General features: G+C 49.4%; 17 protein-coding genes and 1 pseudogene. 7 read left to right on the forward strand and 11 right to left on the reverse strand.

The genetic code is table 11. The annotated features are described in order from the left end of the window. Positions 1-127 precede the first annotated feature (127 nt). Positions 128-1,597, forward strand: coding sequence for a gluconokinase (locus tag GBK04_RS21470; RefSeq protein WP_152763252.1), 1,470 nt, complete (start codon positions 128-130; stop codon positions 1,595-1,597). A 64-nt stretch (positions 1,598-1,661) separates the two neighbouring features. Here GBK04_RS21470 and GBK04_RS21475 read toward each other — a convergent pair whose 3' ends face one another. Both GBK04_RS21475 and clpB read right to left on the reverse strand, forming a co-directional pair. Further along, on the reverse strand, positions 1,662-2,225 hold the full coding sequence (locus GBK04_RS21475; protein WP_152763254.1) for a type 1 glutamine amidotransferase domain-containing protein: 564 nt from the start codon (positions 2,223-2,225) through the stop codon (positions 1,662-1,664). Between the two features lie 135 nt (positions 2,226-2,360). After that, the gene (gene clpB / locus GBK04_RS21480) at positions 2,361-4,967 is read right to left on the reverse strand and encodes an ATP-dependent chaperone ClpB (RefSeq protein ID WP_152763256.1); all 2,607 of its coding nucleotides are present in this window, start codon (positions 4,965-4,967) and stop codon (positions 2,361-2,363) included. Positions 4,968-5,478: 511 nt separating this feature from the next. On the opposite strand from clpB, the gene GBK04_RS21485 reads away from it, so the two are divergent. Then, positions 5,479-6,210: an esterase family protein gene (locus tag GBK04_RS21485; RefSeq protein ID WP_152763258.1), complete on the forward strand. Its 732-nt coding sequence runs from the start codon at positions 5,479-5,481 to the stop codon at positions 6,208-6,210. Between the two features lie 172 nt (positions 6,211-6,382). Here GBK04_RS21485 and pheS read toward each other — a convergent pair whose 3' ends face one another. After that, positions 6,383-7,423 carry a phenylalanine--tRNA ligase subunit alpha gene (pheS, locus tag GBK04_RS21490; RefSeq protein ID WP_152763260.1) on the reverse strand — a complete coding sequence of 347 codons (1,041 nt, stop codon included), beginning with the start codon at positions 7,421-7,423 and terminating at the stop codon, positions 6,383-6,385. A 324-nt stretch (positions 7,424-7,747) separates the two neighbouring features. Here pheS and GBK04_RS21495 point away from each other — a divergent pair, with 324 nt between their 5' ends. From GBK04_RS21495 to GBK04_RS21510, 4 genes are all read left to right on the forward strand, one after another. Next, the gene (locus tag GBK04_RS21495) at positions 7,748-8,146 is read left to right on the forward strand and encodes a LytR/AlgR family response regulator transcription factor (protein WP_152763262.1); all 399 of its coding nucleotides are present in this window, start codon (positions 7,748-7,750) and stop codon (positions 8,144-8,146) included. 235 nt (positions 8,147-8,381) lie between these two features. Further along, positions 8,382-8,720 carry an L-rhamnose mutarotase gene (locus tag GBK04_RS21500; RefSeq protein ID WP_152763264.1) on the forward strand — a complete coding sequence of 113 codons (339 nt, stop codon included), beginning with the start codon at positions 8,382-8,384 and terminating at the stop codon, positions 8,718-8,720. 88 nt (positions 8,721-8,808) lie between these two features. Further along, complete coding sequence (locus GBK04_RS21505; protein ID WP_373331193.1) at positions 8,809-10,455, forward strand: UxaA family hydrolase; 1,647 nt, start codon at positions 8,809-8,811, stop codon at positions 10,453-10,455. Between the two features lie 6 nt (positions 10,456-10,461). Further along, positions 10,462-11,292, forward strand: coding sequence for an amidohydrolase family protein (locus GBK04_RS21510; RefSeq protein ID WP_152763266.1), 831 nt, complete (start codon positions 10,462-10,464; stop codon positions 11,290-11,292). 81 nt (positions 11,293-11,373) lie between these two features. Here GBK04_RS21510 and GBK04_RS21515 read toward each other — a convergent pair whose 3' ends face one another. Continuing rightward, entirely contained in the window at positions 11,374-12,096 is a 723-nt protein-coding gene (locus GBK04_RS21515; protein WP_152763268.1) for a porin family protein, read from the reverse strand. A 247-nt stretch (positions 12,097-12,343) separates the two neighbouring features. Here GBK04_RS21515 and radA point away from each other — a divergent pair. Continuing rightward, a pseudogene (gene radA / locus GBK04_RS21520) lies at positions 12,344-13,710 on the forward strand (DNA repair protein RadA). On the opposite strand, the gene GBK04_RS21525 reads toward radA, so the two are convergent. The 7 genes from GBK04_RS21525 to GBK04_RS21555 all read right to left on the reverse strand — a co-directional run bounded on the left by GBK04_RS21525 (position 13,699) and on the right by GBK04_RS21555 (position 23,271). Continuing rightward, positions 13,699-14,577, reverse strand: a complete 879-nt coding sequence (locus tag GBK04_RS21525) for a sensor histidine kinase (protein ID WP_152763270.1) — start codon at positions 14,575-14,577, stop codon at positions 13,699-13,701. The pseudogene radA and the gene GBK04_RS21525 sit on opposite strands and share 12 nt — an antisense overlap. A 173-nt stretch (positions 14,578-14,750) precedes the next feature. Then, positions 14,751-16,052 (reverse strand): aminotransferase class V-fold PLP-dependent enzyme, encoded by a 1,302-nt coding sequence (locus GBK04_RS21530; RefSeq protein WP_152763272.1) that lies wholly within the window; start codon positions 16,050-16,052, stop codon positions 14,751-14,753. A gap of 159 nt (positions 16,053-16,211) precedes the next feature. Further along, positions 16,212-18,785, reverse strand: coding sequence for a cation-translocating P-type ATPase (locus tag GBK04_RS21535; protein ID WP_152763274.1), 2,574 nt, complete (start codon positions 18,783-18,785; stop codon positions 16,212-16,214). Positions 18,786-18,923: 138 nt separating this feature from the next. Then, positions 18,924-20,024 carry a lactonase family protein gene (locus tag GBK04_RS21540; RefSeq protein ID WP_152763276.1) on the reverse strand — a complete coding sequence of 367 codons (1,101 nt, stop codon included), beginning with the start codon at positions 20,022-20,024 and terminating at the stop codon, positions 18,924-18,926. A gap of 34 nt (positions 20,025-20,058) precedes the next feature. Continuing rightward, positions 20,059-20,190, reverse strand: a complete 132-nt coding sequence (locus tag GBK04_RS21545) for a DUF2281 domain-containing protein (protein ID WP_152763278.1) — start codon at positions 20,188-20,190, stop codon at positions 20,059-20,061. Positions 20,191-20,486: 296 nt separating this feature from the next. After that, positions 20,487-21,890 carry an argonaute/piwi family protein gene (locus tag GBK04_RS21550; protein WP_152763280.1) on the reverse strand — a complete coding sequence of 468 codons (1,404 nt, stop codon included), beginning with the start codon at positions 21,888-21,890 and terminating at the stop codon, positions 20,487-20,489. After that, a complete protein-coding gene (locus GBK04_RS21555; protein WP_152763282.1) occupies positions 21,880-23,271 on the reverse strand; it encodes an SMEK domain-containing protein in 1,392 nt (463 codons plus the stop codon). The genes GBK04_RS21550 and GBK04_RS21555 overlap by 11 nt, the downstream gene beginning before the upstream one ends. Positions 23,272-23,327 lie beyond the last annotated feature (56 nt).

A 23,327-nucleotide genomic window follows, 5' to 3' on the forward strand; every position in this document is an offset into this window, starting at 1 on the left:
TGAATGATGAATCAGGAGATAATGTGGGAATGTAAAGAAGTTTTTATATCCTTACAAATACTTCTGCTACAAACATCACCGCCGAACGCTATCTCATAATTCATATCTCCTATCTCAAATCTAACATATGGCTTACATCATCGGCGCGGACATTGGTACTACAAACGTGAAGGCCGTGGCCTTTACCCGGCAGGGCGAGATTCTGGGCGATCATAGCGAAGAGTATCCCATGTACCATCCTCATCCCGACTGGAGCGAGCAGGACCCCGAAGAAATCGTGCGGGCAGTAGAATACTGTATTCAAACGGTGGTCAAGAAATGCCGACCGCACGGCGAGGCGCTGGGGCTATCATTCAGCGCGGCCATGCATAGCCTGATTGCCCTGGATGCTGAGGGAAAGCCGCTGAGCCATTCGATCATCTGGGCCGACAACCGTAGTGCTTCTGTGGCAAACGCCCTACGCGGAACGGCCGAGGGAAAGAGAATCTATAAGAACAATGGTACCCCCATCCACGCCATGGCTCCCGTGTGTAAGCTGCTATGGCTGCGGGAAAACGATCCCAAATTGTTCAAGGAAGCCGCTCGCTTCGTAGGGATCAAGGAGTACGTGGTGTTTAAGCTAACGGGTAAGTACCTGATCGATTATTCCATAGCTTCGGCGACGGGCCTGTTCAATATCCGCAAGTCGACCTGGGACGATTATACGCTGAAGTACCTGCATCTGACCGCCGATCGACTCTCCGAGCCAGTTTCGCCCTACCATACCGAAGAGCTGGCCGCCGACAACGCCCTGGGGTTGCCCGAAGGTACCCCTCTGATCATGGGGGCAAGTGATGGCTGTCTGGCCAATCTGGGCAGCGGGGCGATTGTGCCGGGTACTATGGCGGTCACCGTCGGTACAAGCGGAGCCGTGCGGGTGAGTGCACCTGAGGCTTATGCCGATCCTGAGATGCGGACATTCTGCTATATTCTGGACGAGGGTACCTACGTCATCGGCGGGGCGTCTAACAATGGAGCGGTCATTTTCGAATGGTTGAAAGACCATTTTTTTGATGAAACGGATTACGAGACTTTATTTAGGCAAGCGGCTGATGTAGCCATCGGGTCGGACGGATTGCTGTGCCTGCCCTACCTGCTGGGCGAGCGGGCTCCCCTCTGGAACTCCACCGTACGGGGTGGATTCGTAGGCCTGGACATTCACCACACACCGGCCCATTTTGTACGGGCGGTTATGGAAGGTATCCTGCTGAATCTGCTCAGTATCGGGAAAGTGCTGATTGAGAAGCATGAGGTGAAGGCCATATATGCCAATGGCGGATTCGCCAAGAGTAAAATCTGGGTGCAAATGCTGGCTGATATTTTTGGCATCACAGTTAACCTGAACGATACGGTCGAAACGGGTTCGGTGGGCGCAGCGCTGATGGGCTTGAAGGCGCTGGGACATATTAAAGATTTCGCCGACGCGAAAGATTTTACCCAAATCAGCCACATCTTCAAACCCAATGCCGCCCATCATCAGGCGTATGAAAAACGGTACGAAGAGTTTATCGATTGGGCAAAAATGCTGGATAAGAAATCGAAAGGCGCTTCGGGCTGAATGCAGACCAAAACGGGGCCCTACCATCAAGGTAGGGCCCCGTTTATAAAAAGGTAAGGTACCCTTAAACGTGGCTATCGACGACGACCTGTTTGCTGAATTCCTGCACCATAGCCTTGTTGAAAGCCGGCAGGTCATCGGGTTTGCGGCTCGTGACCAGGCCATTTTCCACCACCACTTCCTGATCTACCCACTGGGCTCCGGCGTTTTTGAGGTCGGTCTGCAGCGAAGGGTAGGAGGTAAGTTTGCGCCCATCGGCCACGCCTGCTTCAATGAGCATCTGTGGACCGTGACAAATGGCAGCTACGGGCTTGCCCGCTTCAAAAAACGCTTTTACAAATTCTACGGCCTGCTTGTCGGTACGAAGTGAATCAGGGTTCATAACGCCACCCGGAAGCAGCAGCGCGTCATAGTAGTCGGGACGGGCGCTCTCCAGAGGTACATCCACCTTGAAAGTCTCGCCCCATTCCTTGTGGTTCCAGCCTTTTACCGAATCTTTCTGGGGCGATACGATGTGCGTGGTGGCCCCCTGATGGTTCAACACATCCCGAGGCTCGGTCAGTTCTACCTGCTCGAAGCCATCGGTAACCAAAATCGCCACTTTCATTTTATCCAATGCATTTTCCATGATATCATCAGTTTGTTGATTAATAAGGGTAGGTAAAAATCACGTGCCACCGCACCGCCCTGCTGAGATAAAAGCAAAAAAGAACAGACCTCCCCGTAGGAAGCCTGTCCTTGCAATGAATTGATAGAACGACGGTTAAATCTCCACGCCCCCGCTGACGTTTTCGAAGGAAATCTCGCCGTTATCGTCCAGTTCCATCATGATGACGGCATCTTTGGCTACCTGCCCGCTGAGGATTCCTTTGGACAGTTCGTTCAGAATGCGACGTTGCAGTACCCGTTTGAGTGGGCGGGCTCCGAATGCTGGATCGAAACCTTCCTCCCCGAGTTTGCTTAGGGCGTCATCCGTAGCATCGAGTGTAATACCCTGCTCGGCCAGCATTTTCTGGATTCCCTTGAACTGAATGTCCACGATCTTGCGGATATTCTGTTGGGTCAGCGGTTCAAAGAGCACGATTTCGTCGATGCGGTTGAGAAATTCAGGTCGTACGGAGGCTTTCAGTAAGTCCAGCACGGCCTGCTTGGCTTCTTCGATAATCAGACTGTGGTTCCAACCCTCATCTTCGGCAAACTTCTCCTGAATGATATGGCTACCTATGTTGGAGGTCATAATGATGATCGTATTCTTAAAGTTGGCGACCCTACCCTTGTTGTCGGTCAGGCGGCCTTCGTCAAGTACCTGTAGCAGGATATTCCACACGTCAGGATGGGCCTTCTCGATCTCATCCAGCAGAATCACACTGTACGGTTTCCGGCGCACTGCTTCGGTCAGTTGCCCGCCTTCATCATAGCCCACGTAGCCCGGAGGCGCTCCCACGAGGCGACTGACAGCGTGGCGCTCCTGGTACTCGCTCATATCGATGCGTACGATGGCGTTTTCGTCGTTGAAAAGGTACTCGGCCAGCGTTTTGGCCAATTCGGTTTTACCTACCCCCGTCGGTCCCAAGAACAGAAAGCTACCTATGGGCCGCTTGGCGTCCTGCAGACCCGCCCGACTCCGGCGCACAGCGTCTGATACTACCTCAATGGCCTCGTTTTGTCCGGCTACGCGCTGGTGCAGCCGATCTTCCAGGTGCAGAAGTTTCTCACGGTCACTCTGGAGCATTTTCTGAACGGGAATTCCCGTCCATTTAGCCACTACTTCGGCGATATCCTCGGCGCCGATTTCTTCCTGCATCAGGCGACGGTCACCTTCTGATTTTTGTAAGGTATCCAGTTTTTGCTGAGCTTCGGGAATGCGCCCGTAGCGGATCTCGGCAACCTTACCAAAGTCTCCGGCCCGCTCGGCCTGCTCGGCTTCCAGGCGAAGTTGATCTACGGACTCTTTCAGAGACCGGATCTCGTTCACGGCACCTTTCTCGTTTTCCCATTCGGCTTTCAGGGCATCACGTTCTTCGCTCAGGTCGGCAATCTCCTTGTTCAACACCGTTTCCTTTTCGCGGTTGTCTTCCCGGCGAATCGCTTCACGCTCGATCTCCAACTGCATGATGCGGCGGTTCAACTCATCCAATTCTTCAGGTACGCTGTCCATTTCCAGGCGAAGTTTGGCGGCCGCCTCGTCCATGAGGTCGATGGCCTTGTCAGGCAGAAACCGGTCGCTGATGTACCGATTGGATAATTCTACGGCGGCTATCACCGCGTCGTCCTGCACACGTACCCCGTGGTGTAGTTCATATTTATCTTTTATCCCCCGCAGGATGCTGATGGCGTCGGGCACAGAAGGTTCGTCCACCATTACCGCCTGGAACCGGCGCTCAAGGGCTTTATCCTTCTCCATGTACTTCTGGTACTCTTTCAGAGTAGTAGCCCCAATGGCATGTAGTTCGCCCCGGGCCAGCGCAGGCTTCAGCAGGTTGGCGGCATCCATGGCACTTTCACCGCCGCCGCCCGCTCCGATGAGGGTGTGGATTTCGTCGATGAACAGAATGATTTCTCCTTCCGAGTCAGTGACTTCCTTAATAACTGCTTTCAAACGCTCTTCAAATTCGCCTTTATACTTGGCACCTGCAATCAGCAGGCCCATATCGAGCGAGGCGATAATTTTTGATTTCAGGTTTTCGGGTACGTCGCCCTGCACGATGCGCTGGGCCAGTCCTTCCACAATGGCCGTCTTACCCACGCCCGGCTCACCAAGCAGGATCGGGTTGTTCTTGGTACGACGGCTCAGGATTTGCAGCACGCGGCGAATCTCTTCGTCACGTCCGATTACGGGGTCGATCTTTCCGGCTTGCGCCAATTCATTCAGGTTTTTACTGTAACGTTCGAGAGAACGGTATTTTGCTTCGGCGTTTTGATCTTTCACAGGATTATTTTTACCTCTAAGTTCCTTGATAGCTTGTTTCAATTCTTTTTCCTTAAATCCGGCGTCTTTCATCAACTGAGCCACCGAATCTTTCCCGGAGACCAGACCGAGAAGTATCAGTTCGATGCTGACGAATTCGTCACCAAATTCTTTCAGGTAAGTCTGGGCCTTATTCAGGGCATTGGTTAGATCCGTGCCCAGGTAGGTCTGTGCTCCGCTTACCTTGGGGTAGCCCTTTACAATGGCCTCCAGGGCTTGTTCGAGTACTGTCTGATTCACATCCAGTTTCTTCATCAGAAAAGTGGATGTGTTGACGTCCTCATGCAAAATAGCTTGCAGGACGTGGCCGGTTTCAACGGCCTGTTGCTGGTTTGCCTGGGCGATCTGTGCCGCCTGCTGGATCACCTCCTGCGCTTTTAAAGTATATTGGTTAAAGTTCATGACTGCTGATCCTTAGTTTTGACTATTTACTATACAATATGAATTATATAGTTCTATTATATAAAAGGATGTACCTTAGCCTGAAATCGGAAATTTTGGCGCGTATTGTATCAATAATTCCCCAGCTACTGTCAATACGTCATTCCTTGTCCAGCCATTTCGATCAGCTGCTGTAAACTGTTACACCAAGTGACCAAAGGTACCTCAGAATCGTATTTTGGATGCAGGTTCTTATAATTTTAAAAAGAAAAACAGGTATTAAAATTGTATTATTTTGAGAATTGCGAGAAAAAAGTATCTTTGATGTGACGTGCGTATGGGCAATGTAGACTAGCCAATAAAAGGCTATAATACAAAATATCATTAAACAAGGGTTTACTATAACAAAACACATCAAGCTGGAATAGTCTTTATGATTCTGTTTGGATGAATATACCGATACCCGGACTCTTGTCCGGCTCCGATCGTCCAAATCAAAAAAGCAGGTTTCCTCTACGTTTAATTACACAGTATGCAGCGAGATATTACGGAATGGTATAGCCCTTCATTGAATAAGAATATGAGCGTGGCCGTGTATGGCCATTATGGTACGGCGTTGCTCATGTTTCCCACAGCTGCTTCCGATTACCTTGAATACGAACGTTACGGATTGATCGAAACGATCCGGCCTTTCATCGAATCAGGCAAAGTCAAAGTATACTGCGTTGGAAGTATCAACAGCGAAAGCTGGCTCAACGACTACATGCACGGCTACGATCAGGCCGTTCGACACCAGCATTATAATGATTATATCGTGCGGGAGGTAATTCCTTTTGTGCGGGAGACCACCAGCCCCGAAACTCCGATTATTACTTGTGGCGTTTCGTTTGGTGCTCTGAATGCGGCCAATCTCTTCTTCAAACACCCGGACATCATTCATGGGGTGTTGGCCATGAGTGGCTGTTATGATCTCAGTGTCTATACCCGGGGCTACTACGACGACAACGTATATTTCAATTCACCCGCTCACTATCTACGCAATCTCAACGCAGAGTGGCATCTGGACCTTTACCGCCAAAGCCGGCACATTCATTTGGTGTCAGGGTCGGGAGCTTATGAGGATCCGAACTCAGCCCGCCATATTTCGGGAATTCTACAGAGCAAATACGTGCCCCATGAGCTGGACATTTGGGGGGCCGATATGCCGCACGAGTGGTGGGTGTGGCACCGGATGCTGCCTCATTATCTGGAAACGAGGTTTTAAAAGGAAGTCCAAAGTGGGGTACCTCATGGTACCCCACTTTGGACTTCCTAGATTCTTTCTGAAAGCTGAGTTCTTGCTTGTAGGGGATAGGGTAGCTTTGTACGATTAGCTTCCTGTTTCCAAAGACTTTGTGTCTTAGTGCCTTTGTCACTATGCTACTTTGCCCCTTCCTTCACGCTCCCTTAAACTGACCTAAAAACCGGACATCGTTTTCGGTGAACAGGCGTAAATCTTTAATGCCGTAGCGCAGCATGGTGATTCGCTCGATGCCCATGCCAAAGGCAAAGCCCGTAAATTCCTCGGGGTCGATGCCGCAATTGGAGAGTACGGCCGGGTCTACCATTCCCGAACCCGCGATTTCGACCCAACCCGAATACTTACAAACATTGCAGCCCGCTCCCTTACAGATAAAACAGGAAACGTCAATCTCGGCGCTTGGCTCCGTGAAAGGAAAGTACGAAGGACGAAGCCTGATCTGGGAGTCCTTATCAAACATTTCCTTGGCGAAATGATACAGGGTATCCTTCAAGTCCCGGAAACTTACATTCGTATCGACATAAAGCCCTTCCACCTGGTGGAACACGCAGTGCGCCCGCGCCGATATGGCCTCATTGCGAAACACGCGTCCCGGCATAATGGAACGAATCGGAGGGCGCTTGTGCTCCATCAGCCGTACCTGTACATTGGAAGTGTGCGTACGTAGCAGCACATCATCCCGCACGGGTCCACCGTTTTTTTCAATAAAGAAGGTATCCTGCATTTCGCGGGCAGGGTGATTGTCGGGAAAATTGAGCGCGCCGAAATTATACCAGTCGGTTTCTATTTCGGGACCGTAGGCTACATTGAAACCAATCCGCTCGAATATTTCGATGATGCGCCGGCGTACGATCGTGAGCGGATGCAGGCTGCCCAATTGGTTGGGTACCACGGGTAGGGTGAGGTCTACCGTCGGTCCTGCTGACATGGGTCCCGAAGCTTCCAGCCGCTGGCCGAACTCCTGAAAGCGCTCCTGAGCCCGGTTTTTTAGTTTGTTCAACTCCTGTCCCACTGCACGACGCTGTTCGGGTTCGATCTGCTTCAGTTGTTCAAACAACGCGGTGACCACTCCCTTTTTGCTCAGGTATCGCAGGCGGAAGGTTTCCAGCTGTTCTGGGCTGGCGACCTCCGACTGATCAATTTCAGTTAGCAACGCGTGTACTTGTTCGGTAATCATATACAAATAAAAAAGCGATCAGATTGGGATAAACAGGGAGCAAAGATAGGAAATGTTTGTACGGCTTGCCGGGGCTATCGCTGGGTAAAAATTATTTCCGATGCAGGAGCAGGGTAAAACCACCCGAATTTATTCCAATTTAGCAATACGTAGAACTACGTGTTTTACCAAGTGGCGTTACGCCTTTTTAGCGAGGCCTTGTTTTTAAAATACTGATAATGATGTTGTTATGATGGAATAGGTATTTCTACGTACTTTTTTTGGAAGGTACCATGGGCTAAATTTGATCCATCGATTCCTTAAAACCATAACATACTAAGACTTATGAAAACCTTTTCCAATTACTCGATCAGTAGTATTTCTGAATTCGCCAAACCCTTTGAAGCATCGGAAATCGCGGTCCATTTGCTCAATCAAACACTTTGGCTGAAGCCCGGGGATATCACCTGTCTTGAAGGAGAGGGAAATTATACATTCATCTATACCTGCCGCGGCAAGCGTTATCTGGTGTCCCGGACTTTGAAATCTCTGACCGAACACCTCGACGAAAGCTTCCTGCGGGTGCACAAATCGTTCATTATCAATACCGACTATATCGCCGAGCGCTTGGACGACGACCGGGTAATCCGGATGTCGTGTGGTAAACAGGCCATGGTGTCGCGTCGGAAAATCAAAGAAATAGCCGAAATCCTCGATCAGGTCGAAACCCGCATTAGCGCCTAGACTGCCGAAACGGCCAAAAGAACTTCATTTTTAGTGGGTTAAATCGCTAAACAGCAGCTGTCGCTAGAACGATAGCTGCTTGTTTTGTTTCTGAGGGGATGGAGAAACCGTGGGTTCAGGGAAAAATTGCGCGGCAAACCAGTATTTCCGAAAGGTAAAGTTCGGACATTTGCTACTTTGACAAAGAGACCGGGTGATTCCCGTCAAAACATCGTCTCTCTTTGAAAACCAGCCTATGAAGCGCTATTGCCTGACCCTCGACTTGAAGGACGACCCCGCCCTGATCGAAAAATATAAAGAACACCATGCTCCCGAGAATCAGTGGCCAGGCATCAACCGGCACATCCGGGCTACGGGGGTCGAACGCATGGAAATTTACCTGTTCGGTACCCGGATGTGCATGTTCATGGAAGTACACGATGACTTCACCTTTGAGCGCATGGATGAGATGAACCGCCGGGACCCTGAAACCCAGAAATGGGAAAACCTGATGTGGGATTTTCAGCAGGCCGTGCCGGGGGCCAAGCCGGGTGAGAAATGGGTGTTCATGGAAAAGATTTTCGAGCTACCCTGACCAGCTTTTCCAAGGTAGGAAGTGGTAATTTTACAGGATTAAGGTACCCTAACTAAATCAATTCGAAAATATTCAAACCAGATAAGCAGTGAATAAAATCGTGAAAGTCCATCCCGGCGATGACGTGATCGTGGCCCTGACCGACCTCGAAGCGGGAGAGGAAGTCGAACTGGATGGCGAAACATACACCCTGACCGAAGCCATTCCGGCTAAACACAAGTTCGCGGCCCATACTTTTGCCCCCGGCGAGGAAATCCATATGTACGGGGTACTGGTAGGCAAAGCGCAGAGTGAGATTAGGCGGGGTAGCTGGCTTACCACCTTCAATACGAAGCATGCGGCCACACCCCTGGCCGTGCGGGAAAGCCGCTATGACTGGACTCCACCCGATGTGTCGAAGTATGCACAGGCTACCTTCAAGGGTTTCCAGCGCAGCGACGGCAGCGTGGGTACGGCCAATTACTGGCTGGTGGTACCTCTGGTATTTTGTGAAAACCGCAACGTAGGCATTCTGAAAGAGGCGCTTACCCGCGCCCTGGGCTACGAAGTGGCCACGCCCTACCAGCATAAGGTAGAAAAAATATTGGCTATGCTACAGAGCGGACAGGATGATCTGCTGCTGGGCGAAGAAATGCCGCTGGTGACCAAGACAAAGCCTGTTTCGCCGGTATTTCCAAATGTGGATGGCATTAAATTTATTACCCATCAGATGGGCTGCGGAGGTACCCGGCAGGATGCCCGGGCGCTGTGTGGTCTGCTGGCGGGGTACATTACGCACCCCAATGTGGCCGGTGCCACCGTGCTGAGCCTGGGTTGTCAGAATGCCGAAGAAACGACCTTGCGTGAGGAAATAGAAAAACGGGCGCCGGGCTTCGACCGCCCTGTGCACATACTCAACCACCAGACTTTGGGCAACGAAGAGCAGGTGATGGATCTGGCCCTGAAACAGACACTGCTTGGCTTAAAGGAGGCCAATCGTTGCGAGCGCACGGAGGTACCTTTATCAAAACTGTGCGTGGGACTGGAATGCGGCGGTTCGGATGGTTTTTCGGGTATTTCGGCCAACCCCACGCTGGGCTATTTCTCCGATATGCTGGTAGCCCTGGGCGGAAAAGTGATCCTGTCCGAATTTCCCGAATTGTGCGGTGTTGAGCAGAATCTGGCCGATCGTTGTGTGGATCGTCCTACGGCCGAGCACTTTGCGCACCTGATGGCTACCTACAGTCAGCGGGCTACGGCCGCCGGCTCGGGCTTTGACATGAATCCCTCTCCCGGCAACATCAAGGACGGTCTCATCACCGATGCCATCAAGTCGGCCGGAGCGGCCAAAAAGGGGGGTACCTCACCCGTGGTCGATGTGGTCGACTATCCCGGAAAAGCCACCAAACCGGGCCTGACGCTGCTCTGCACACCGGGCAACGATGTGGAGTCTACCACGGCGGAGGTAGGGGCCGGCGCTACGGTAGTGCTGTTTACGACGGGGCTAGGTACCCCAACGGGCAACCCGATTGCGCCCATTGTGAAGGTCGCCAGCAACACCCGGCTGTACAATAAAATGAACGACATTATGGATTTTGACACGGGCGCCATCATTGAAGGTAGGGAGAGCATCGCCGCGGCGGGTGAGCGGCTGCTGAATTACGTGATTTCGGTAGCCAGCGGCGAAACCAGCGTGAAAGCCGTGCTCAATCAGCAAGACGACTTCATTCCCTGGAAGCGGGGGGTTTCTTTATAGTACCTTATGAAAATAGATGCCCATCAGCATTTCTGGCATTTTGATCCCGTCCGTGATGCGTGGATCACCGATGAAATGCAAGCCATCCGCCGGGATTTTCTGCCCTCGGATCTTAAATTGGTCTTGGAGCAAAATCAGATGGATGGCTGCGTGGCGGTACAGGCCGCCCAGGAAATCGCCGAAACCGACTTTTTGCTCCAATTAGCCAATGAAAACGACTTCATCAAAGGGGTAGTAGGTTGGACAGACTTACAGGCACCGAATCTGGCCGAAAGACTCGCCGAATACCAAAAAGCGCCCCGCCTGCGGGGTTTTCGTCACGTGTTGCAGGCAGAGCCGGACGAGGCATTCATGCTGCGGCCTGCTTTCATAGCGGGTGTCAGGGCCCTGAGGGATTACGGTTTCACCTACGACATTCTCATTTATCCCCAGCACCTGCCCAACGCGCTCAGGCTGGTGCAGCAGTGCGCCGACCAGCCGTTTGTCCTGGACCATCTGGCCAAGCCCTATATCCGGGAAGGTCTGCTGGAACCGTGGAAAAAGGACTTGACAGCCCTGGCCGACCAGGAAAATGTGTGCTGTAAAATTTCGGGTATCATCACCGAGGCCGATTGGAGTACCTGGACCTACGAGCAGCTGGTACCCTATCTTGATGTCGCCTTTGAGGCCTTCGGGACAGATCGCCTGCTGTTCGGTTCCGACTGGCCGGTCTGCCTGGTAGCGGGTGATTATCAGCGGGTGAAGCAGGTACTTGAAAGGTACCTAGAAAACTTTACCTCTACCGAAAAGGAAAATATCTGGGGAGGTAACGCGGCGCGGTTTTACAACCTGAACTAAGCTAGACAGACGTAAGTACAAAAGTAAAAAAGGTCCCCTGGCGGCGAACCAAGGGACCTTTTTTACTGCTAACCGAAAGAATCAAATCAACTTAATGCCCAGGGTTACTTGCCATGAAGTCAGCTTCTGGCGCACGGTGCTGCTATTGCTGCCGATGACCTGGTTGTTGACTTTGAAGGTAGCCAAATCCGTAAAGGTACCTTCACGCCGTACATCGAGGCTGATCCCGAAAATGTCGAGTCCTGCGCCCAATTGATAGCCGTAGACCGCCTCCGACAGGGCATCGTTGAGGCTACCCGAGGTATACTGATGGAAGGCGTCTTTGAGTTTCTGATTATCCCCGACGCGGAACGAAGCCATAGGGCCCGCGTTGATGCGGAAAGGCCCGCCTTTCAGGCCGAAGAGCAGGGGTACATCAATGCTGCTGAACTTTACATTGACCTGCTGCCTGGTGGATAAATCCCCGTCGTTCCGGATGATGTCGAAGGTACCCCCCTTAGTGGAGAGCAAGACTTCCGGCTGCACGAAAAAGTGCTTTCCGAAGCGGGCGTACACCCCACCGGCAAAGCCCGTGCGGCTATCGATGCTTTCCTGGATATTGTCCCGTACCTCCTGCCCGTTGTAGTTCAGGTAGGGATTCCCGTTGTTGTCGTAACGGGTTGTGAGTAAGTTACCCATGGAAAGTTTGGAGAGATTCACTCCTCCCTTGACCCCAAAGGCGAATCCCTTGGTTTGGGCGAAGGACGAAGTAACGCTGAACAGGCAGCAGAGCAATAGGGCAACGAAGGGGCGTTTGTTTTTCATGGCGAATTGGTTTGTTTGTTAAATACTGGCCTTTGATTGTTAGACAGTGTATTTGTTTAATCGGGTAATCGCCAGGCATTAAAATCGCCTCGCCGAAAGCATTCCCACTAATAACGAAACTACTGGAACGACTATGCGGCGGAGCCTGTTTTTTTAGCCGGGATACGTTTGTTTTTAGTAAATGGTATCCCGGTCGTTGCCTTTTAAGTACCGTACCGTAAAGACAATCCATTGTTAAAGTACCCCTATGGCCAAAATCAAAACCGCCTATTTCTGTCAGAATTGTGGACACAATTCGCCCAAATGGCTGGGTAAATGCCCTTCCTGCGGCGAGTGGAATACATTCGTGGAAGAATTAATCGAGAAAGAAGATAAGAACAGTCCGGTGGTCTGGAAGTCGGTGTCCCTGACGAGCCGTCCCAAGGCCATCGCCGAAATTAAATACGAACAGGAACCCCGTACCCGCACTACGGACGCCGAACTGAACCGCGTACTGGGCGGGGGCATTGTGGCCGGTTCGCTGGTGTTGATCGGGGGCGAGCCGGGCATCGGGAAGTCTACGCTCATGTTGCAGATCGCCCTCACGCTTTCGGATAAGAAGGTACTCTACATTTCGGGCGAAGAATCGGAGCAGCAGATCAAGATGCGGGCCGAGCGCATGGAAAGCAAGAGCGATCGCTGCTTTATCCTTACGGATAACTCCACCACCAATATTTTCCGGCAAATCGAGGAAATGAATCCTGACATCATCGTCGTGGATTCGATCCAGACCATGCAGTCGCCGCTCATCGAAACGGGCGCGGGCAGCGTGTCGCAGGTGCGGCAGTGTACTGCCGAATTTATGAAGTACGCCAAGGAAACCGATACGCCTACCTTCATGATCGGCCACATCACCAAAGACGGCTCGCTGGCCGGGCCCAAAGTGCTGGAACATATGGTGGATACGGTATTACAATTCGAGGGCGACCGGCATACGTCCTACCGGATTCTGCGCACGACCAAAAACCGCTTCGGGAGTACCTCCGAGCTGGGCATCTACGAAATGCAGAGTACCGGCCTGCGCCAGGTGACCAACCCGTCGGAAATCCTGATTTCGCAGCGCGACGAACCTCTGAGCGGCATTACCATCGGCTCCATGCTGGAAGGCAACCGCCCGTTGATGATCGAAATCCAGTCGCTGGTGAGCGTGGCCAACTATGGTACCCCCAGCGTAGCAGCACGGGTTTCGACGCCAAGCGATTGCAGATGCTTCTGGCGGTGCTGGAAAAGCGGGGTGGATTCCGCTTGGGGATTCAGGACGTTTTTCTGAATATCGCAGGAGGACTCAAAGTGGACGACCCCGCGCTGGATTTGGCCGTCGTGACGTCTATCGTTTCTTCATATGAAGATATCCCCGTGCCGGGTTCAGTATGTTTTGCGGCCGAGGTAGGGCTGGGTGGTGAAGTACGGGCCGTGAACCGCATCGAAAGCCGGATTGCCGAAGCGCAGAAACTGGGCTTTGAGACCATCTATTTATCCAAATACAACACCAAGGGGCTGGACATTCGGGAATATTCGATCGAGATAAAACCGGTGGCGCGTCTGGACGAGATATTCGAGCAGCTAATTCGCTGATTTTGCAGGAATCGTAATCTTGAACTCACTACCTACCCCTGGCTGGCTTGTGAGTTCGAGGTTCCAGTGGTGAGCACGGGCAATTTGCTGGACATAGCTGAGCCCAAGACCAAACCCTTTGACATTGGAAGTGTTATTAGGTACCCGATAAAAATTGTCGAAGATTTTCTTTTGCTCCTCTTCGGCAATGCCAATGCCGTTGTCACGTACATTGACGACCAGGGTATTGTTGAGTCGTTGCGTGGCGATAATGATACGCGGATTCTCGGGCGTGTACTTTAAGGCATTGTCCAGTAGATTGCGAAGTACGTTGGCCAGATGCTGCCGGTCTACTATAGCGGTGGAATCCTCCGCATCCAATTCCATGCAGATCTTCCGGCCGTAGCGCTCCACCACACTTTCGATCAGGTCATTCACCTGGATTTTTTCCAGCCGGAGCAGCAAAGTCTGGTTTTCGGCTTTGGCGATATGAAGCACATTATCGATATGCCACTGCATCCGGTTGCTTTCTTCCTTGACCATACGGACGTATTTCCCAATACGTTCCGGCGATCTCTGCACGGCGGGGGTTGCCAGCATGTCGGCGGCCAGGCTGATACTCGAGACGGGGGTCTGAAGCTCATGGGTCATTTTGTACATGAAATCCATCTGATTCTGTGATGAGTCTTTAGACACGGTCGTCCTCCATCCCATGACGATCATAACCAGAATGGGCAGGAGGGCTCCGGCGACAAAAACACCGGATAAAAAGGCTTTGAGACGCTCGTCGGCTGCCAAAGAAGGAATATCCGCTATAAGAGCAGCAGAGGCAAGGAAAGCCAGAACGCCGAGCAGCACGAAGCTCCATTTAATGCGTGTAGTGGTCATTCAGCAACTGTTAATACAGGTAACGGATACAGATTCAATTAGACAAATGCGGTTGAGACTGTTCGTACCTTTATCCCATTTTGGTGGGAAAATAGCGAGTGTAATTATACAAATTTAGAATGATTTTGATTAGAAATTAAACAGGGTACCTTATTTGTTGAAGAGCCTGACGCTCAGCTTTTTTGCTTTTTCCGGGCTTCACCGGCAATGGTATCAAGGGTATTGACCAGTCGGTCAAGATCTTTAATTGAGGTGTATACATTGGGTGTTATACGTACCCCACTGATGTTTTCCCACACAATACCCACGGTATGAATTTTGGCTTTGGTGAACAGCGCGCTGTCTACCTCGGTGGGTTTCATGCCTTCCACCGAAACCAGTGCTATGGCACCGCTGTATTTGGGATCTTTGGGGGTGTGTATCGTCACTCCCGGCATTTGCCGCGCTTTGTCGGTCCAATACCTTTGCAGATAATGCAACCGGGCGAATTTACGGGCACTGCCTATACCGTTGTGAAAATCAATCGCCGAACCGATGGCCATTTCGGAAGCAAAGGAGCGGGTACCCAGACTCTCGAACTTACGGATATCCGTACCATCGGGCTCGGGACTGGATAAAAGCGCCCACACATCCTTGATTTTATCTTTTTTGACATACATCAATCCACTGCCAAAGGGAGCGCAAAGCCATTTGTGCAGGCTCGTCGCGAAATAATCGCAGCCTAGCTCGGGAATTTTGTAATCCAGGTGAGCGAACGTATGGGCTCCGTCCACGATTACCTCTATACCCCGCTTGTGGGCTTCGTCGGCAATTTTACGAACTGGTTGCACCTGCCCGATCCAGTTGATGAGGTGGGTGATGTGTACAACTTTGGTCTTGGGCGTAAAAGCGCTGACGAATTTATCCACAAAGTAGGCGTCGTTCTCCTGAGGCAAGTCAAAGTTAAGCCACACAAGCTTGATGCCTTCCCGCTTTTCGCGTTGCTTCCAGGCATTGAGCATGTTCGGGTAGTCCTGCTTGGTTACGATTACCTCATCGCCAGCTTTGAGGTTCAAGCCAAAGATGATGGTGTTGAGTCCTTCGGTAGAATTCCGATTAATGGCCAGTTCTTCGGCATCACAGCCTGCCAGTTCGGCCAGCTTGCCGCGGAGTGCTTCGCGCCCCTGGTCCAGCACGCGCCACATGTAGTAGCTGGGGGCCTCATTACAATATTGATAGAACCGGATGTGGGCATCTTGTACAGCTTTCGGTTGTGGGCATACCCCGCCATTGTTCAGGTTAAGCAGATTCGGGGATACGGTATATTCGTTTTTGATCCAGGCCCAATAATCTTCGTTTTCGGCGACCTGCTGGGGTGTTTGACCCACGATCTGGCGGTTGTTTGCCTCGATTCCTTCCGCCTGGGCGTAGTTGAGGAAAGCGGGCAATGTCAGGGCGGTACCCGCCTGAGCAAGAAATGATCGACGTGAGAACATATTAGGTTAGGGTTTTTGCTGATTACTCGGAATCCCGCAAAGTATATGGATGGCGGCCACGGATCAATCTTACAAAAAAGTTTCGGTATCTGAAAGTATAAAAAGGTGATTGCAGGACAATCCTCTCAAAATCGATAGAATCGTTCCATATTGATAGAATTATATCACCGCCCTGCTACGCTTGATCCATTTCTCTATCTCTACTGCCCAGAAGATTATGCTGGACACGGCCAAGCAGATACCCATTTCCTGCCAAGCCAGCGCCTTGGTATGGAATAAGTCCTGCAAAAAAGGAACATAAATGACCGCCAATTGTAAGGCAATTGTGAATGCTACGGCGAGGGTAAGCTGCCAGTTGCTGCCCAGCCCCTGCCGGAACAGAGACACTGTGCCGCTACGGATGGCGAGCGCATGCCCAAGCTGGCTGAGTGAAAGTACGGTGAACACCATGGTACGCCATTTTGGATTGTCCAGCTCCATCGCGAGATACTGGGTACCCAGGCAAATTACCCCGATGAGTACCCCGACCCAGCCGATATGCACCGTAAGGGCCCGGTCGAAAATGCCGGCCCTGGGGTTGTGCGGGGGCCGCTTCATGGTGTTTTTTTCCACTGGCTCGGCCGCCAGTGCCAAACCCGGAAGCCCGTCGGTCACCAGATTGACCCACAGAATATGGATAGGTAATAAGGGTATGGGAAGGCCTAGCACAGGAGCCAGAAAAATAGTCCAGATTTCACCCGCGTTGCTGGTGAGCGTGTACTTGATGAATTTCCGGATGTTGTCATATATCCGCCGTCCCTCGCGCACCGCCTTCAGAATAGTGGCAAAGTTATCGTCCAGCAAAATCATGTGGGAGGCCTCTTTGGTCACGTCCGTGCCCGTAATACCCATTGCGATACCGATATTGGCCTTTTTCAACGCCGGAGCATCGTTGACCCCATCGCCGGTCATGGCCACAAACTGATGCCTTTTTTGAAGGGCCGTTACGATATTCAGTTTTTGTTCGGGGGATACCCGCGCGTACACTTTGATGGATTCCACTTCCTGCTCGAACTGCTCGGGGGATAGGTTGGCCAACTCTTTGCCGGTAATTACCTTGTCGCTTTCCTTCCGCAGTATACCTACCCTGGTCGCAATGGCTTTAGCCGTAGCCGGGTGGTCGCCGGTAATCATCACGGGCGTAATACCGGCGTCGAAACACTCGGCGATCGCATCCTGCACGGCCTCGCGGGGTGGGTCGATCATGGCCACCATACCCACAAAGTCCAAATCAGACTCGGCGGTGTCAGGATTGTGATCCTTTGGGAGACTATCCAAAATCTTGTAACTATACGAAATCACCCGCATGCCCTGATGGGCCAGTTGTTCCGCCCGATTCAGTATGGGCCCCGCTTCCTGCACGGAAACATCGTCCATTGCTTCCGAAGCGCCTTTGGTAATGACCAGGTACCTGTCGCCAAACTCATGGATCGTGGTCATGCGCTTGCGGGTCGAATCAAAGGGAACCTCATCGGCCCGGGGGTACTGCGTCGCCCAGTCTTCCTGATAGCTTTCCTGCTGGCGGACGTACTCCACCAAAGCGATTTCCGTAGGATCACCCAGGTAGGTACCCTCTTCATCTTTTTTGACGTCATGATTCAAAGCCATGCACAGCAGGAGCAGTTGTTCTTTGGTCAGTTCGGTCGCTTCGGGCAGGGCTACCTCTTCGGGCTGCCAGAATTCCTGTACGGTCATCTGGTTTTGGGTAATGGTACCGGTTTTGTCCGAACACACGTACGTCACCGAACCCAGGGTCTCTACCGCCGGCAGTTGCCGGATCAGGGCGTTTTGCTTGACCATCCGTTTGGCTCCCAATGCCAGGGCAATGGTCACCACCGCCGGCAGGGCTTCGGGAATGGCTGCCACCGCCAGCGAAATGGCCGTCAGTAACATACGGAGCGGGTCTTCGCCCCGGAGCAGGCCCACGCCATACAGCAGCGCACAGATCACAACGACACCCAGCGAGAGTTGCTTGCCAAAGGTGGCCAGTCGTTTTTGCAGAGGCGTTTCGCTGTCGCTTTCGTCGAGCATCTGTGCAATGCGCCCCATCTCGGTTTTCATGCCGGTGGCCACCACGATCCCTTCCGCCCGGCCGTCCTTGACGAGGGTACCCTTGTAGGCCATGTTGAAGCGGTCGCCCAGGGGAGGATCTTCATCGGCAATGGCCTCCGTCTTTTTAGTGACCGCTTCCGACTCGCCCGTGAGGGCGGCTTCTTCTATTTTGAGCGACGCGGCTTCGTACAGCCGCAGGTCGGCAGGTACCAGGTTTCCCGCCTCCAGCAGTACTACATCGCCCGGCACCAGGTCGATTGCTTCCACTTTTTTTTCGGTGCCGTCCCGACGTACAAGCGCTTCGGGAGCAGACATCGAGCGGAGCGCTTCGATGGCCTTTTCGGCGCGGTATTCCTGCACAAAACCGATGATGGCGTTCAGTACCACGATGACCAGAATCACAATAGCGTCGGTGGCTTCGCCCACCAGCACCGAAACTACGGCCGCGGCCAGCAGGATCAGGATCATGACATCCAGAAACTGATTCAGAATCAGGCGTCCGATCGACTTACCGGACTTTCCTTCCAGTTCGTTGGCCCCGTACTCTTCGAGCCGTTTCCGGGCTTCTTCGTGGGCGAGGCCATTCTTTTGGGTGGTTAATTTTTTAAATACCTCGTCGGGGGTAGCATTGTGGTAGTTCATTCGTGCGGAGAGTTGTGTTGTTGGAAGCGGCAAGGGCAAAGATACACGCTATCCATTCATGCCAAAGCCCCGTACCGGTTGGTACGGGGCTTTGGCATCACCCGGCGGCGGCGAGCGAATGAGCCGTATAAGAATAGCTTATTTCAGAAAGACGAAACAGATGGGATCTTTCAGAGAAATGCTCTTGCTCAGGAAGGTCATGCCGCCGGTTTTGGGGTCTACCTTGTACACCACCAGGTCATTCGTTGTCTGATTCCCCACGACCATGTACCGTCCCGAAGGATCGAAATTGAAATCACGGGGCGTACTGATGCCTTCGCGCGCTTCGCCCGCGCTTTTGAGTGATCCGTCCTTCTGGATTTCGTAGGCGTGGATGGCGTTGTAGCCCCGGTTGGAAGCGTAGACAAATTTACCATTGGGGTGTACGTGTACCGCTGCGGCCGTATTCTTGCCCGAAAAATCAGCCGGAACGGTATTTACGGTTTCGATTTCCTTCACTACGCCGTTGGCATCCACGGCGCAGACGGTCAGGGTAGCTTTCATTTCGTTGAGCAGGTAGAGGTACCTTCCCGAGGGATGGAAAGTCAGATGGCGCGGACCCGCCCCCGGCTGGGTCGAGAAGTAGTTCTGGGCCGGGTTGGGCGATACTTTTCCGCTTTTGGCATCCACTACGTAGTTCATCAGCCGGTCGGTACCCAGGTCGCTGATGTAGACGTACTTCCCATTGGGTGAGGGCATGGCGCAGTGGGCGTGGGGCTTCTCCTGCCGCGATTTATCCGGCCCCGAACCCGTAAAGGTGAAGGTGGCCGAAGCCGCCTCGACTCCGCCGTTGGCGGCAATCGGATAGGCGGCCCAGGTACCGCTGGTGTAGTTGGCCAGGAAGGCCATTTTGCCCGAAGGATGCACCGAGACATGACAGGGATTGACGCCCTCGGCGGGCTGCTTGTCGAGATAGGTGAGGGTACCCCCTTTGCCTACCGCAAAGGCGGCAATGGTATGGTCCTGATTGACGGAGTAGAGGTACTTCTGATCGGGCGACAGGCTGACGTAGCCCGGCCCCTGCACGCTATGGAAGGTATCGACGATGCTCATGGTACCATCTTTCAGATTCAATTCACAAAGCGTAATGGCCGACTCGGGCCCTTTGGTGCCGGTTCCGACGTAGAAGCGGGCGGTAGATGGCTGGGCTTGGGCGGTTGCGGCGAGGGCTATGCTAAGGATAAGAAGGGTAAGTTTCATAAAGAGTAAAAAGATTAAAATAGATTTTGCTGAATCATTGCATATATTTCTTAAAATCATTCAACGGCTCGTCAAAGTCAGGATCCATTACGAACATTCCTTTCCAACTGCCAAATCTGAAATTTAATTTTTGGTGATTTCTTCCGCTTTGTTGCCCAAAAGTCAACTAAGTCTGAGGCTTCTGCTTTTTGATGGTCAGGCAACACGGTAAATTTGCTGTATAAGGTTATAATGTCTTTGGATTTCCTATTTGATTTTCAGTTATAAAGAATCTTATTTAATGTGAAAAAGTTATTTCATTAATGAACTTTTAGTAGAGCCACTATTAATGGTCTCGTGTATGAATAGTAGCGGATTTTTAATCTCAAACTTTTCAGTTTTGTAATAACTCATGTTTTATATTCATACTCTCTTTTCATCGCTTTAACCGCGATTGTTTACACACATCATTGGCGGTAGTGCTTACATATAAAAACTATACTTTATTTGTGGTTTCTGGTCTTCTCCCAAATACTTTAAAATTTCTCCAACGTTTCTACTACAGTCGATCGTTATAGGGAACTTTCTGTCAAATTGTGTATTGTTCCAATTCATTTTTGTTAAAGCTAATATTTCATTACAGATTCGCTCTGGTGACTCATCATAAGAAAATAGCCTTATTTCAATTGGGCTTGGAATATAGCTTCCAGGGTAAGTTCCATAATAATCAACAAAGCCTCTTGTGTATAAAAAATGTCTTTGCTTATCAAGACTTAACATAGTTCCTCTAAGGGGCGGGTAGTTGCCTTCTCTATATAGTCTAAAATTCGTTGGCATAATCGTCACTAAATCCAACGAATTAATATTCATTTTTTCTGCAACTTTTTCAAAACCTTCAATTTCTTCTTCTGAATAATTAGAACTTTTGTGTATTACTAACCTTTGAGGATAAATTTTAACTGCTTCATAATATTCTTTAAGTGAATTATAGAGTAAATCAAAAGCCTGTTGTTCTGATAAATGTGGCTGCTTATCCTTTTTACTTTCTTTTACAGGTGTCCCCCTTAAAATTACTCCATTACCTTGCTCATTAAATATTTGGGTAACACTAGTTTGTGTGGTTGATTTATCTCTGCTTTTATAGAAGCTTATCCCGGCAAAACAGGTATTACTGTTTGCATTTTTCTTTAAAGCCCAAGGTGTACCTGAAGCTTTATAATATAGTGCGGTAAAGAAGTTCCAAGCTATTGTAGCCTCATCTTGCATTTCTTTCGCTGGCTTAACTATTCTATCCCGTACTATTTGAATTGGAATATTATATTCCATTGCTTTGGCTTTTAATAGACGCCTAAAATTTATTTCCATCGAAAGATTGTCTTCGTCATCTTCGTCAACCTTTGTATTTTTAGTGCCATAAATCATATTGGTAAATTTTTCATCTAAAACACAAAGAATAACATCAGGGTTCTTATTCTTTGCAAGAAACTTTATTTCAGTTAGGAATAAGTCTACAGCTTTTATGATTAAATCATCAATGTCTTCAGATGATTTTTTTGCTTTTTCAAAAATTGAATTATTTATTTTTCGGATATAAGATTCGTCATAAGTGATTTCGCTTTTGAAAGCCACTTTGTCATTGAACCCCGGAAAATTCATAAATAGATTAGGTTGGTTACTCTTTTTGGGCTCAATATGATTTTTGCAGGATTTTATCCAACTGATTATACTTCCAATACTGTCACTGTTTCCAACAAAGCCTAAAACAATTTTATCAGGACGAACATTTTCAAAATCTGCGACCCCAAATTTATATATTCCCGTTCTTGGACATATATGTTCACCATTTTGGAATTGTAAGATTGGTTCTTTAAGTAAACTAATTTCCATAATCACTTTTGTAGGTTAACGGAAGTTTGAAAGCTTCTTTAAAATTTATAATGTTATAGTCTTCCTCATTCTCGCTTACTTTATTACTTAAGCAATAAGAAATAAACATGAAATGCTGATAGACTGAATTATTTGATTCGAGTTTCTTTTTTTGAGTAATTAAATCACTTTCAAATTTGTGAGCTTGATAACCATCGTATGTATAACTCCAAGTTGGTGTTATCGCCAGAAACCACTTAGACTCTGATAAAAACGATTGAATCTTAAATGATAATTGCTGAAAATGAGTTATTTGTGTTTTTTCTTTATTCCAAACCTCTTTTACGACTGTTCTAGTTGCTGTTTTTTTATTCTTCCAAGTAATCTTTTTAGATTTAAGGAATTTAGGTGGTCGAAACCTAAACATTCTCTCTTTTCTAAGCCATTGAATCTCTTTCTTAGATGTTAGTTCTTGTATTGTATTATCTATTAAACTTGATAATGCTAATTCATATTTATATCCACTTGTGGCAAATTCGTCTAGAGTAAACTCTTCTACAGTTCCTGTTTCAACTAAGTTACTTAGTGGTTCGGAGTTCTTATCTAATGGCTTGAAGGAGATGATTTTTTTTTCAAAAACGTGCCAATCTCTCGAATAAGAAATGCCATAATATTCAAAAGCTCTATTTAAAACACTCCTATCTGATGCACTTTTTCGTAATTTGTATTTAGTTTCCCAAGATTTTGTGATTATTTCGTCCCTGTTTACTCCAATTGTACCAATATATATTGTTTTAGGCAGTTCTATTTCTAATAGATTGGGATAAAGTGTCTCAGTTACTAACTTGTCCTTATTTTCTAAGATATATTTTCTATAGTCAATTTTTTGTTCAGTGAACTCCTGTTCAAACAAATCAAGAACTTCTTGAATTTTTGGTATAGAGATCCAAGAATTTAACTCAATAATTAGATTTTCAAAATCTAATATGTTTTTTGATGATTCGAATTCAAACTCATCATTGATAATTTCATCAAACTTTTTATCTCTATAAGTTTTTTGCTTTTTGGTTATAATATAAATAAGCAAAGAGTCAAATTCGTCTCTTTCTTTATGCTTCTTATATTGTTCAAGTGTGTGTTTTATCTTTTCCGTATCTGCTGTTGAAGTTACTTGAATAGCAACTCGGTTTTCGATATCGATTAAATCTATTGCGGAGTAATTTTTTTCTTCTAGATTGGCGTTTTTTAAGTTTAATCCGTATATATAATTTAAGATTGGGATAAGAATATTTTCTGCGTGAATATTAATATCATAAAGGTTTACACTATTTAAAGTTTCTACCTCAGCCCTAAACCTTGCGATTAGTTCAGCAATTCTATCTATTGTCTTTTTTTTATTCATAGATTTTTTGTTCAGGTTACATCCAATTTTGCATAAATGCAATCAATTACGTTTAG

Origin of the sequence: Salmonirosea aquatica (assembly GCF_009296315.1) — a bacterium.
Lineage (GTDB): Bacteria > Bacteroidota > Bacteroidia > Cytophagales > Spirosomataceae > Salmonirosea > Salmonirosea aquatica.